General features: G+C 68.8%; 10 protein-coding genes. 7 read left to right on the top strand and 3 right to left on the bottom strand.

Going from position 1 to position 12,883, the window contains the following annotated elements:
* Positions 1-123 precede the first annotated feature (123 nt).
* The 3 genes from ACFRMN_RS29895 to ACFRMN_RS29885 all read left to right on the top strand — a co-directional run bounded on the left by ACFRMN_RS29895 (position 124) and on the right by ACFRMN_RS29885 (position 5,295).
* Positions 124-1,431, top strand: coding sequence for an LCP family protein (locus ACFRMN_RS29895; protein WP_383025141.1), 1,308 nt, complete (start codon positions 124-126; stop codon positions 1,429-1,431).
* 222 nt (positions 1,432-1,653) lie between these two features.
* Positions 1,654-3,501 carry an LCP family protein gene (locus ACFRMN_RS29890; protein ID WP_383025138.1) on the top strand — a complete coding sequence of 616 codons (1,848 nt, stop codon included), beginning with the start codon at positions 1,654-1,656 and terminating at the stop codon, positions 3,499-3,501.
* Positions 3,502-3,546: 45 nt separating this feature from the next.
* Positions 3,547-5,295 carry an LCP family protein gene (locus tag ACFRMN_RS29885; protein ID WP_383025136.1) on the top strand — a complete coding sequence of 583 codons (1,749 nt, stop codon included), beginning with the start codon at positions 3,547-3,549 and terminating at the stop codon, positions 5,293-5,295.
* A gap of 92 nt (positions 5,296-5,387) precedes the next feature.
* Here the strand turns inward: ACFRMN_RS29885 and ACFRMN_RS29880 are convergent, their stop codons facing one another.
* Complete coding sequence (locus tag ACFRMN_RS29880; protein WP_383025133.1) at positions 5,388-6,422, bottom strand: glycosyltransferase family 2 protein; 1,035 nt, start codon at positions 6,420-6,422, stop codon at positions 5,388-5,390.
* A 259-nt stretch (positions 6,423-6,681) separates the two neighbouring features.
* On the opposite strand from ACFRMN_RS29880, the gene ACFRMN_RS29875 reads away from it, so the two are divergent.
* Positions 6,682-8,154: an LCP family protein gene (locus ACFRMN_RS29875; protein WP_383025210.1), complete on the top strand. Its 1,473-nt coding sequence runs from the start codon at positions 6,682-6,684 to the stop codon at positions 8,152-8,154.
* 42 nt (positions 8,155-8,196) lie between these two features.
* On the opposite strand, the gene ACFRMN_RS29870 is transcribed toward ACFRMN_RS29875, so the two are convergent.
* Positions 8,197-8,751 (bottom strand): acyl-CoA thioesterase, encoded by a 555-nt coding sequence (locus tag ACFRMN_RS29870; RefSeq protein WP_383025130.1) that lies wholly within the window; start codon positions 8,749-8,751, stop codon positions 8,197-8,199.
* 158 nt (positions 8,752-8,909) lie between these two features.
* Here ACFRMN_RS29870 and ACFRMN_RS29865 point away from each other — a divergent pair, with 158 nt between their 5' ends.
* The 3 genes from ACFRMN_RS29865 to ACFRMN_RS29855 all read left to right on the top strand — a co-directional run bounded on the left by ACFRMN_RS29865 (position 8,910) and on the right by ACFRMN_RS29855 (position 12,333).
* The gene (locus ACFRMN_RS29865) at positions 8,910-10,175 is read left to right on the top strand and encodes an LCP family protein (RefSeq protein ID WP_383025127.1); all 1,266 of its coding nucleotides are present in this window, start codon (positions 8,910-8,912) and stop codon (positions 10,173-10,175) included.
* Positions 10,175-10,645 carry a cytidine deaminase gene (locus ACFRMN_RS29860; protein ID WP_383025124.1) on the top strand — a complete coding sequence of 157 codons (471 nt, stop codon included), beginning with the start codon at positions 10,175-10,177 and terminating at the stop codon, positions 10,643-10,645. Before ACFRMN_RS29865 ends, ACFRMN_RS29860 begins: the two co-directional genes overlap by 1 nt.
* Positions 10,646-10,737: 92 nt before the next feature.
* Positions 10,738-12,333, top strand: a complete 1,596-nt coding sequence (locus ACFRMN_RS29855) for a hypothetical protein (protein ID WP_383025122.1) — start codon at positions 10,738-10,740, stop codon at positions 12,331-12,333.
* A 94-nt stretch (positions 12,334-12,427) separates the two neighbouring features.
* Here the strand turns inward: ACFRMN_RS29855 and ACFRMN_RS29850 are convergent, their stop codons facing one another.
* Positions 12,428-12,676, bottom strand: coding sequence for a hypothetical protein (locus ACFRMN_RS29850; RefSeq protein ID WP_383025119.1), 249 nt, complete (start codon positions 12,674-12,676; stop codon positions 12,428-12,430).
* Between the last annotated feature and the right edge of the window lie 207 nt (positions 12,677-12,883).

Below are 12,883 nucleotides of genomic sequence, written 5' to 3'. Positions count from 1 at the left end.
AAGGCCGTCGCCCAACCTCTTTACGTGATCGGCGATACCTGCGACCCGCAGCACAACCAAGCGCGGCGCTCGCCCGTCTACCCCTGCAACCGGCGGCCCAGTGTGTCGCCGACGCCTTGAAGGATGGACGCAGACGTGACCGACAGTGCTGGCACGGCGACCGAACCGGACACCGAGTCCGGCGGCGAGCCGTCGACCGGAGCGCCTGGGCCCGAGGACAACGACACCGAAGCCGCCGTCCCGCCCGCCGACCCCAACCCCAAGCGCCACTGGCTGCGTTGGGTCGCGCTGGGCACCTCCGTCGTCATCCTGGCCGGCGCCGGAGCCGGCTGGTGGTTCTACCGGAAGCTCGACGGGAACATCACCACCGACACCACCGCCGCCGCGGAGTTGCACACGTACGAGAAGGAACGGCCCACCCCGGTCGCCCTCGACGCGCAGAACATCCTGCTCATCGGCTCCGACAGCCGCGCCGGCGAGGGAAACAGCAAGTACGGGCGGGACGACGGCGGTTCGCAGCGCTCCGACACCACGATCCTGCTGCACCTCGCGGCGGACCGGAAGAGCGCGACGGCCATGTCCATACCGCGCGATCTGATGGTGGAGATACCCAGCTGCGCCAAGCCTGACGGCAGCCGCAGCCGGGCCCAGTTCGCGCAGTTCAACTGGGCTTTCGAGGCCGGCGGCGCCGCCTGCGCGATCCGTACGGTCGAGAAGCTCACGGACATCCGCGTCGATCACCACATGGTGATCGACTTCAGCGGCTTCACGGACGTGGTGAACGCGGTGGACGGTGTCGAGGTCTGCCTCGACGAGCCGGTCAAGGACGTCCAGGCGCGGCTCGAACTGCCCGCGGGCCGGCAGACCCTCGACGGCGAGCAGGCCCTCGGCTTCGTACGCGCCCGCCATGGCATCGGTGACGGCAGCGACACGCAGCGTATGGACCGCCAGCAGCGATTCCTGGGGGCGCTCTTCAAGAAGGTGCAGAGCAACGGGGTGCTGCTCAATCCGGCCCGGCTCTATCCGGTGCTGGACGCGGCGACGAAGTCCCTCACCACCGACTCGGGGCTGAACTCTCTCAGCGATCTTTACGAACTGGCTCGCTCCATGCGGAGCGTACCGATGGAAAAGGTGCAATTCCTGACCGTGCCGCGCCAGCCGTACAGCCAGGACGCGAATCGCGACGAACTTGTCCAGCCCGACGCGAAGAACCTCTTCGAGCGGCTGCGCGAGGACGACCCCGTATCGGTTTCGCCGGGCGGGAAGGACGAGCGGGACGCACAGGACGGGAAGAGCGAGGGAAAGAGTGACGACTCCGTGAAGAATTCGGGGAACGACAGCGACGGCGGCAGCGGCACCCCGGCAACGGGGAGCCCTTCCCCGGCCCCCACTTTCCAGGGGACAAACGCCGCGGTGGGCATGTGCGGGTAAAGCCGGACCCAAAGACAGCTCTTCAGTCCATGAAGATTGGGCAGATTGCCCGCTTGTAAGGGATGAGGAATTTGTCACTGGCGTCGCTGGACGTAGAACTGGGCGGATAGTGTGACGCGATCCGGTGCGTCCGGCCGCCAGGTCGCGCACTACAGGATCGAAAGACCGAGCGTCTTCGGGGGAAGACGCCTCGCGTGGCACCGACGGAGGATTCAAGCAACCGTGGATGCGCAAAGCCGTGGACAGGCGGACGAATTCGACCCCGCCGACCAGTGGGTCCTCAACCCGCAGACCGGTAACTACGAACTGCGACTGGACCACTCCACAGGGCAGCCGCCCGCCCCCCAGCCCCGTGGCTCCAGAAGAGCGGGCGCTCCGCGAAAGGAGCCCGCGCGTCCCTCCACCGACGAGGGATCGCGGACGCGAGAACAACCGCGCGTGGAATCGCCTACGGAGTCGGGCGCGGAATCGCGTACGGACTCACGCGCGGAGTCCCGTTCCGGGGGGCGCGGTCGCGGTGGGACGCGCGCCAACGTTCCGGGCCAGCGCAGCCGCCGTGCGGGAAAGGGCCAGGCCGAAGCGGCGACCGCCGTCGTCGGCCGCCGCAAGCGCAAGCCCCAGAAGTCGCGCAAGAAGAAGGCGCTGGTGTGGACCGGCGGCGTGCTGGCGTTCCTCCTCGTGGGCCTCTCCGTCACCGGGTACTTCGTCTACCAGCACTTCAACGGCAACATCGACACGATCGACGTCCAGGGCGCGGGCAGTGGTGGCTTCAAGAAGGACAAGCCCATCAACATCCTGCTGATCGGTACGGACAAGCGGACCGGCGCGGGCAACGAGGGGTACGGCGACGCGGGGAGTGTCGGCCACGCCGAGACCACCCTGCTGTTCCATGTCTCCAAGGACCGTACGAACGCGACGGTGCTCTCCATCCCGCGTGACCTGATCACCGACATCCCCGACTGCGAGACCAAGACCGCCGACGGCATCGAGGTCATCCCGGGCGCCCAGCAGTCTCGCTTCAACATCAGCCTCGGCCAGAACGGCCGGGACCCGGGCTGCACGATGCGCACCGTCAAGGAACTCACCGGGCTCACGGTCGATCACTTCATGATGGCCGACTTCGACGCGGTCAAGACGATGTCGACCGCGGTGGGCGGTGTGGAGGTGTGTGTGGCCAAGGACGTCAACGACCCGAAGTCGCATCTCAAGCTGAGCAAGGGCACGCACACCATCCAGGGCGAGCAGGCGCTCGCCTTCGTCCGTACCCGGCACGCCTTCGGCAACGAGAGCGATCTGAGCCGGATCGAGACCCAGCAGCAGTTCCTCAGCTCGATGATCCGGAAGATGAAGTCGGGCGACACTCTGACCAGCCCCAGCAAGCTGTTCAAGCTGGCGGAGGCAGCGACCAACGCGCTCACGGTCGACAGCGGCATCGGCAGCATCCAGAAGCTCAGCGATCTGGCCATGGAGCTCGCCAAGGTCGACCCGAAGAACATCACCTTCACGACGCTGCCGGTGCTCGACAACCCGGCGGAGGTCGTCAAGGCCACGGTGGTGGTCAACGAGGCCCAGGCCAAGCCGCTGTTCTCAATGATGCGGAACGATGTCTCCCTGACCGAGGTGGAGCAGAAGGAGAAGGCGGACGAGAAGGCCGCCAAGGCCAAGCAGGAAGCACTCCTCAAGGGAACCAAGGCCGACGCGTCGGACGTACGGGTCGATGTGTTCAACGGCGGCGGTCCGCAGGGCTCCGCGCAGGAGACCCTGAACTGGCTCCAGAACACCGAGGGCGTACTGAAGTCCACCAACAAGGGCAACGCCCCGGCGGATGTGGCCAAGACGACCCTGGAGTACGCGCCCAACCAGGCCGACCAGGCACGGGCGCTCGCGGAGATGATGGGGCTGCCCGCCGCCGGGATGAAGCCGGGCACCGAGGACGCCGAGGGGCTTGAGGCGATGACGCTGACCCTCGGGAAGGATTTCAAGGGCGCGGGAGTGCCCATTACCGGACCGGCGAAGGCGCCGGAAGGTGTGCAGAAAGTGGAAGCGGACAAGCAGGTCTGCGCCAAGTGACGCCGGAGCGCCGGCCCATACGGACGGCCTGAAGAGGGAGTCTGGATGGGTCAGAGCAGCGTACGACGGGAGGGGGCGCGCCAAGGCGTCCCGCAGGCGGGGGAGTTGGGCTGGGACGACAGCCTGTACGACGGTCAGGGCGCGCGGCCGGACGGCGCGCCTATGGACGGCGATAACAGCGACGGCGGTAACAGCGACGGCACCGGTGGCGATGGCACCGGTGGCGACGGCAAGGGCCGGCGTAAGGACGGGCGTGGCAAGGGCGGGCGCGATGGCACGGCGCGCAGACGGTCGAAACGCGGCCCCTGGCGAATACTTCGCTGGGTCGCCGCCGGGCTGTCACTGCTGCTGCTCGGGACGGCCGGCGCCGGCTATCTCTACTACCGCCATCTCAACGGCAATATCCGCAGCGGCGAGCGCAGCAACGGCGCCAGCGGCCTGGACAAGCCCGCGGCCAACTCGGCGGGCCAGACCCCGCTGAACATCCTGCTGATCGGCTCCGACAGCCGGGCCGACCCCGAGAACGTCAAGCTGGGCGGCAGCAAGGACACGGCGGGCAACCCGCCGCTCGGCGACGTACAGATGCTCGTCCATGTCTCCGCCGACCGGAAGAACGCCTCGGTCGTGAGCATCCCGCGCGACACCCGGGTCGACATCCCGGAGTGCAAGGACGCCGACACCGGCAAGGTCTACCCGCGGACCAACGCCATCATCAACGAGACGCTGGCCCGCGGCGGCCCCGGCTGCACCCTGTCCACCTGGGAGAAGCTGACCGGTGTCTATATCGACCACTGGATGACGATCGACTTCGCGGGCGTCGTGAAGATGGCCGACGCGATAGGCGGTGTCGATGTCTGCGTCAACGACAACGTCTGGGACCGGCCGCTGCCCGGGGTCCCGGGAGGCTCGGGACTGAAGCTCACGAAGGGTACGCACCAGATCCAGGGCGAGCAGGCGCTCCAGTGGCTGCGTACCCGGCACGCCTTCGAGAGCGACCTCGGCCGTGCCAAGGCCCAGCACATGTACATGAACTCGATGATCCGCGAGCTCAAGTCGCAGAGTGTGTTCACCGACACCGCCCGGCTGACCGGTCTCGCGGAGGCGGTTACGAAGTCGCTGGAGGTCTCCGAGGAGATCGACACGGTCAAGAAGCTGTTCGATCTGGCCATGCAGCTCAAGAGCGTGCCGACGAACCGCCTCACCATGACGACGATGCCGACCGTGCAGGATCCGCAGAACGTGAACCATCTGATCGCGGCGGAGACGGACTCCCGCAAGCTGTGGTCGATGCTCCGCGACGACGTGGCCTTCGACAGCAACGGCGACAAGGCGGAGAGCGGCAAGAAGAAGCCGTCCGGGCCGGCCACGAAGGACCCGTCCTCGGCGCCCGCCGACACCGGCGTGATCGTACGCAACGGCACCGGCGGCGCCCAGAGCCCGGTGCCGCGCCGCGCGGCCGATGTCGCGAGCACACTCAACGGCAAGGGCTACACCCTGGCCAAGGCCGACTCGCGACAGACCCCTCAGGAGACGAGCACGGTCAACTATCCGAGCGCGGACATGGAGGGGGACGCCCAGGCGGTGGCCAAGGCTCTCGGCATTCCGTTGGCGTCGGTGACGAAGTCGACGGATGTCTCGGGGGTCACGGTGGTCGTGGGCGCCGACTGGCGCAGCGGCTCCTCCTTCCCGAAGGAGGCCGAACCGAAGGCCGGCGGCATACCGGACACGGCGGACGCGCTCAACGGCGCGAAGGAGGACGCCTGCATGGACGTCTACGCGCCGTACCGCTTCTAGGAAGCTCGGCAGAGACGTGAGCGCCGTCCGGTGGTGGTCCGCCGGACGGCGCTCACGTCTGTGTCAGGGAGTTGAGCGTCTATGCCAGGGAGTTACGCGTCGACCGGCTGCGCCGCCGGGCGGCGGCTCGCGATGACCTTCTTCGCCAGCGACCGCGGGCTGGTCAGGAAGCCGTAGCCCCACGACATGTGCATGGTGGCCAGCGCCACCGGGATCTGGAGCCGGGCCTTCAGCGACAGCCCCTTGCCCGCCGGGACGGAGCCCGCCGCGATCGCGGCGAGATAGCCGGCCGGTACGACCAGGCCCCAGGGTGTCAGCACGGCGCCGGCCACGATGCCCGCGGCGATGGCGCAGACGGCCGTCGGCGGGGCGAGATAGCGCAGATTGATCGAGCCCGAGTGGTAACGGGCGACGACATGGCGCCAGCGGCCGTAGTCCTTGTACTGCTTGGCGAGCGCCCGGACCGAGGGCCGCGGGCGGTACTGGACGCGCAGCTCGGGCGAGAACCAGATGGCGCCGCCCGACTCGCGGATACGGAAGTTCAGTTCCCAGTCCTGGGCGCGGATGAACTCCTCGTTGTAGCCGCCCTGCCGCTCCAGCGCCTCGCGCCGGAAGACACCCAGATACACGGTTTCGGCGGGCCCGGCCTCGCCTCCGGTGTGGAACGCCGCGTTGCCGACGCCGATCTTCGACGTCATGGCGGCGGCGACCGCGTTCTCCCAGTCGTTCTCGCCCTCGGCGTGCATGATGCCGCCGACGTTCTGCGCGCCTGTCTCCTCCAGGAGCCGGACGGCGGTCGCGATGTAGTTCGGCGAGAGCATCCCGTGCCCGTCGACCCGTACCACGACGGGGTGCCTGGACGCCTTGATCGCGGCGTTCAGCGCGGCCGGGGTGCGGCCGGTCGGGTTGGGTACGGTCTTGACGCGAGCACGCTCATGGGACGCGGTCTCCCGTACCAGCTCCGCGGCGATCTCGTCCGTACGGTCCGTGGACGGGCCGAGCGCGATCACCACCTCCATCTCGCCGTCGTACTCCTGCTCCAGGATGTGCCGGACGGAGTTCCTCAGATGGCGTTCCTCATTGAGCACCGGCATGATCACGGAGACCGCGGGCGGCAGGGCAGGCATGTGGTCCTTCAAGGGTCCTTCGGCGGCGGTATGACCGCCCACGTTACCGCGAACGGGGGACAGCGACGCGCGCCGCCCGGTTGCGGACCGGTGTCACTGATCGTATGGGCCTACCGTGCACACGGTCCCCTCACCATCCCCCCTTCACGCACGATCCCTGTTCACGCGGAGGTGTTTCCCCGTGCCCACGCCGCCCCGCACCACCCGCCGCCCGGCCCCGTCCCGGCGGCCCGGGACGCCGCGACAGCCGCGCTGGGGAATGCGGATGGCGACGACGCTCTCCGTACTGGTTCTGGGGGCCGGCGGGATCGGCCACGCGGTGATGACCAGCCTCGACACCGGCATCGACCGGGTCGATCCGTTCAAGGACATGAAGAACCGCCCTTCCGCGGGCCACGGTCTCAACCTCCTGCTCGTCGGCACGGACGGCCGCGACAAGATCACGGAGGAGGAGCGCCAGAAGTACCGGCTCGGCGGCGAGCCCTGCAACTGCACCGACACGGTCATGCTGGTGCATCTGTCCGCGGACGGTGAGCGCGCCAGCGTCGTGAGCGTGCCGCGCGACAGTTACGCGGAGCTTCCCGAACACACCGACGCGGCCACCGGCAAGCGTCATGAGCCGCACGCGGTGAAGCTCAACGCGGCGTACGCGGAGGGCGGGCCGCATCTGACGGTCAGCACCGTCGAACGCATGACGGGGGTGAAGATCAGCCACTATCTGGAGGTCGACTTCACCAGCTTCATGAAGACGGTGGACGCCCTGGGCGGCGTCGAGATCTGTACACCCCGAGCGCTGAAGGACTCGTACACCGGGCTCGATCTGACCCCGGGCACGCACAGCATGAACGGCGGCCAGGCGCTCCAGTACGTTCGGTCGCGGCATATCGACGGCGCGGCCGACCTGGGGCGTATGCAGCGCCAGCAGCGCTTCCTGGCCGCGCTGATCGACCGGGCCACCAGCAGCGGAGTCCTGTTGAACCCGGTGCGGTTCAAGGAGGTCGCCTCGACCATGCTCGCCTCGGTACGGGCCGACGCGGGCTTCGGTACGGAGCAGTTGCTCGCCCTCAACGAGGCGATGCGCGGCTTCTCGCCCTCCTCGTCGGAGTTCACGTCGGTGCCGCTGGCCGGTGACGGCGAATCGGTCAAGGGGGTCGGTTCCACGGTGAAGTGGGATCCGGTGAAATCGCGGGAGCTGTTCCGCGCGCTGCGCGAGGACAGACCGCTGACGTCGGCGCGCGGACCGGCGGCCTCGCGGTCCGCGGCGGAGCCCGAGCCGGGACGGGAATCGGGCTCGGAACGGGAATCGGCGAAGCAAGGGGAGCCGGCCAGGAAGGACGAGTCGGCCGAGCCGGCCGAGTCCGCCAAGCCGGTCGATGTGAAGCCGCAGGATATCCGGGTGCAGGTCTACAACGGCACGCGTACGGACGGACTCGGCAAGCGGGTCGACGACGCGCTGCACGCCATCGGCTTCAACACGACCCGTACCCCGCTCAACTCCGACGGGCCGGACCTGGGGCGCACGGTCGTGCTGTACGACCCCCGCTGGGACCTTTCGGCGAAGTCCCTGGCGGCGGCGCTGCCCGGCAGCGAACTGCGCGCGGTGAAGCAGCAGGGCGCGACGCTCAAGGTGATGGCGGGGACGGACTTCACGGCGGTGAGGCCGGTACGCGCGCAGGAGGCCCCCAAGGGCCGGTTCGGGGCGACGACCGGCGACCAGGTGGTCTGTCCGTAACCACGGCAGCCGCGGCCACCGTGGAGCTGGGTGCGCCGCCGGTCAGCGGTGGTCGTCGATGCCCTCCGCCGCGCGCTTCGCCCGTAGCTCCTTGATCGCCCGTCGCCTGGCGAGCCGGTGCGTGCGCCGGATCTGCGCTTCCTGGTAGCGCCGCTTGTCCCGCTCCGTCTCCGGGATCACCGGGGGTACGGTCCGGGGCCTGCCGTCCGCGTCCACGGCGGCGAAGACCAGATAGGCGCTGCCGACCTGGGTCGCCGGGGTGGACTCGTTCCAGCGCTCGGCCATGACCCGTACGCCGACCTCCATCGAGGACCGCCCGGTCCAGTTGACCTGGGCGCGGACATGGACCAGGTCCCCGACCCGTACCGGCACGAGGAAGACCATCTCGTCCATCGAGGCGGTGACCGCCGGGCCGCCCGAGTGGCGTCCGGCGACGGCGCCCGCCGCGTCGTCGACCAGCTTCATGATCACGCCGCCGTGCACCGTACCGAGGAGGTTGGTGTCGCTGACGGTCATGATGTGGCTGAGCGTGGTGCGTGAGGCGGAGGTGGGCTTACCCGGGATATCGCTTTCCGGGGGTGGGACCTGGGCTGTCATGTCCTCCACCCTATGCGGGGCTCCCCCGGGCCCCGGAGGGAGTCCGGGCGACGCCGGTGCCCCGGTGCGATCCGCATTGCATCAGCTTGGCAACAGCACCGACCCGATTTCCCACCTCCCCTGTCTGGCGCACGGTCCGGCCCGGCACACTGGTCCGCATGAATGATTGGCCCGATGGATGGACCGGCGACCGCGGCGAGCGGAGCAACCGTTACGGGCGCGGCAGCGCGGGCGCGCAGCCCGAGGGCGCGCGCGCGATGCCGCATGTGCGGCCCCGCGGTGTCCCTCAGCAGTCCCAGGGGTACGACCGGGGCCATGAGCCCGGGTACGACAGCGGGTACAACACGGGCCAGGTCTACGGCTCGCCCCCCGGCGGAGGCCAGGGCGGCGGCCACGGCGGCCACGGCGGTCCGCCGCCGGGCGCCCCTCGCGGACCGCGGCAGGCGCCCGACTGGCGCCGCCGTATCAAGGTCGGCGCGCTGGCACTGGTCGTGGTGATCCTCGGTGTCTCCATCGGCACGTACTTCTGGGCGGACGGGAAGCTCAAGCGCGAGGTCGATCTCGCCAAGGTCATCGAGCGGCCGTCGTCGGGCGACGGCACGAACTATCTGATCGTCGGCTCGGACAGCCGCGAGGGCATGTCCGACGAGGAGAAGAAGAAGCTCCACACGGGCTCGGCCGAGGGCAAGCGCACCGACTCGATGATGATCCTGCACGACGGGTCGAGCGGTCCGACGCTGATCTCGCTGCCGCGCGACTCCAACGTGACGATCCCGTCGTTCGTCGGCTCGGAGTCCGGCAAGACGTATCCGAACACGGGCCGGCAGACCAAGCTCAACGCGGCGTACGCCGAGGACGGTCCCGAACTGCTCGTCCGTACCGTCGAGTTCAACACCGGCCTGCACATCGACCACTACGTCGAGATCGGCTTCGCGGGCTTCGCCAATATCGTGGACGCGATCGGCGGGGTGGAGCTGGACATCCCGAAGGCGTTCAAGGACAAGAAGTCCGGCGCCGACTTCCAGGCGGGCAAGCAGACCCTGGACGGCGAGCAGGCCCTCGCCTTCGTGCGGACGCGGTACGCCTTCGCCAACAGCGACCTGGACCGTACGAAGAACCAGCAGAAGTTCCTCGCGGCCCTGGCCTCGCAGACGGCGACGCCCGGCACGATCCTCAACCCGTTCGCGTTCTATCCGACGATGAGCGCCGGGCTGGACACGCTGATCGTGGACAAGGACATGTCGCTGTGGTCCCTGGGTCAGATGTTCTTCGCGATGAAGGGCGTCACGGGCGGCGAGGGTACGTCCATGAACATGCCGATCTCGGGCAGCGTGGGCGGCAATCTGGTCTGGGACAAGGCCAAGGTCAAGGAGCTGGTGAACCAGCTGAACAACGACGAGAAGGTCACGGTCTCCGGCAACTGATGTCCGACTCTCCCGCTCTGACGCCCGGTGCCGAGCCCAGTGCCCAGCCCGGTGCCGAGACAAGTGCCCAGCCCGGTGCCCAGCCCGGTGTCGACCACGAGCTGATCGAGGCGGCGGCGGAGGTCGCCAGGACCAGGTCCCGCGGCGAACTTCACACGATGGCCGCCGCGGCCCGCGCCGCGGACGGCCGCGTCATCACCGCGGTCAACGCGTACCACTTCACCGGAGGCCCCTGCGCCGAGCTGGTCCTCGTCGGCTCGGCGGCGGCGCGGGGCGTCTACGACCTGGACACGATCGTGGCGGTGGGCGACCGGGACCGCGGGGTGGTGCCGCCGTGCGGCCGGTGCCGGCAGTTCCTGTTCGACTACTTCCCGGATCTGAAGGTCATCGTCGGCGCGGGCGACCGGCTCCGTACCGTACGGATCTCCGCGCTCCTGCCGGAGACCTATGTCTGGGCGGACCACCAGTAGTCCGTCACAGACGGACATCGCGTACAACCTTCCTCCCGGGCCAGGGGTCGAATGTGCCGTAGATCAATGCGTGCGTGTCCGATGGGGGACCCTTGAGAAAGATCATGGCCGTGGTGAGCACGGCCGTCGCGCTCTCCGCATCCACTCTGGTCGCCGCGCCGACCGCACAGGCGGCGGAGGTCAACCTCCGTTCGTTCGCGTGGAGCGTCGAGAAGGACGGCAAGATCCATGTGCTCTACGAGCACTGGGACCGGAACTCGCTTCCGTCCGACGTCACTGTCCGGGTCCGCGCGAAGGGCGGTAACGCGGTGCTCGCCACGCTGGGCCTCAATGACGCCGGGCGCTGCACCACCGCGTCCGCCTGCGAGGAGCAGCAGTTCTGGACCGATCCGGTCCAACTGCCCGCGCTGGGTGTGTACACCGTGGACCTCGTGGTCCGGGCCGGCACCGCCGGCGAACTCGTCGACCGCGACAACGGTGAGGTCAACTACGGTCTCGCCCCGAAGCTGATCGCCACCGCCGACCGTCAGTCGGTGTCGTACGACCACCGCGTCGTCACGGTGAACGGCACGCTCTTCGCGCAGGACCCGAACACGCGCGAGATCAAACCGTTCGCGGGAGCCGGCGTCTACACCTGGTTCAAGTCCCCGGACTTCAGGACGGTGACCGTCGACAAGACGGGACGCTTCTCCGCGCCCTTCGAGTTCAGCGGGTACGAGACCAGCGCATCGATCGACGTCTCGTTCCAGGGGAACGACGCGACGTTCCCGGTGGCGGTGCGCAAGCAGCCGCTGAAACTGGCGGTGGACACCCCCGCCCGCACGGTCACGGCCCCCTACGGCAGCGATGTCCCCGCACGCGGCAAGGTGACCCGTACGGCCGACGACGGCACCGAGAAGCCGGCGGGCGGCGTCGGCGTCATGGTCGACGGCGGGCACATCACCAGCACCAACGCCGACGGCACCTTCTCCGGAGCCTTCCCGGCCACACGGAGCGGGGCCACGCGCCTTGAGCTGGGCCAGGAGCCGTGGTTCGAGAAGTGGGCGTCCCCGTACGACTTCCAGGTCAGGACGGCCGCCACCAGCACGTTCTCGGCGGTCGAAGCCGCTGTGGACAAGTACCGGAAGGTCACCTTCAGCGGCAAACTGGGCGTCACATCGGGCTCGTACCCCGCCGGGACGACGGGGCGCGTCTCCATCGATCACTCCTCGGACGGTCAGAACTGGTCGAGCACGGGCCAGTTCACGGCCACGTACGGAGCCGCCTTCAAGCAGACCGCTCCGTTGAAGGGCTCGACCGGCAGCTACTGGCGCCTGCGCCACCTGGGCGCCACGGGCGTGGAGAGCCGCGTCTACAAGCTCGGCCGCCAGTACACCGAGATCCGGAGTGACGACGTCACCCCCGAGGGCGTACGCAAGGGCACGAAGCTGACGGCCAAGGGCACGCTGAGGCAGAAGTCCGGCTCCACCTGGAAGGCGTACGCCGGCCAGAAGGTCCGCGTCTACTTCAAGCCCGCCACGCGCGGCGCGGTCTGGAAGGAGCTGGGCAGCGCCACGACCCTCACCAACGGCACGTTCAGCAAGCAGTTCACGGCGCAGCAGGACGGCACGTGGCAGATGCGCTACGTCGACACGGTGAAGACGCACTACGCGTCCAGCGGCCGCGAGGACTACGTCGACATCCGCTGAGGGCGCGCCGAACCCGAAGCGGGACGGCCTCAGGTCCCTGAGGGCCTGGGGCCGCCGCCCCTCGTTCAGGTGATCAAATACGGGAGAACGCGCCCTAGCCGAACTGCCCCGGAGGATGCGCCCAGAGCACCACGGCGTCGTAGCCGTGCCGTTCCCGGATCGCGGCTTTCAGATACTCGACAGGCGGCGCGACCAGGTGGTCCCTGCCATCCGGGTCGGTCCGCTGCGCACAGAGGCCGGCCGGGAACGCGAACAGTTCCTCGCGTTCGTCATCCACCGGCCCTTCGGAGTCCTGCGGGATGGGCCGGTACGTAACACGCAGCTCAAGGCTTTCCTCTCTCATCCGGTCACGCTATCCGCCACCCGGACGGGAGGTCGGCAGCCCAGCCGCAGGGTCACGAGAACGGCCGAAGCAGAGCGGACAGGACGAGGGCGCCCCCTGTCCGGCCAGGCGCGCACGCGCGACGAACTGGGCGAGCAGGACGGTCTGTTCACGTGCCTCGGTGGCGGCGGAACACCTGCCGAAGGTCAGACACGGCCAGCAGCCTAT

It is taken from the genome of Streptomyces sp. NPDC056835, assembly GCF_042789485.1.
Lineage (GTDB): Bacteria > Actinomycetota > Actinomycetes > Streptomycetales > Streptomycetaceae > Streptomyces.
Note: the sequence above shows the minus strand (reverse complement) of the source record. Positions and strands in the feature narration are given on the sequence as shown.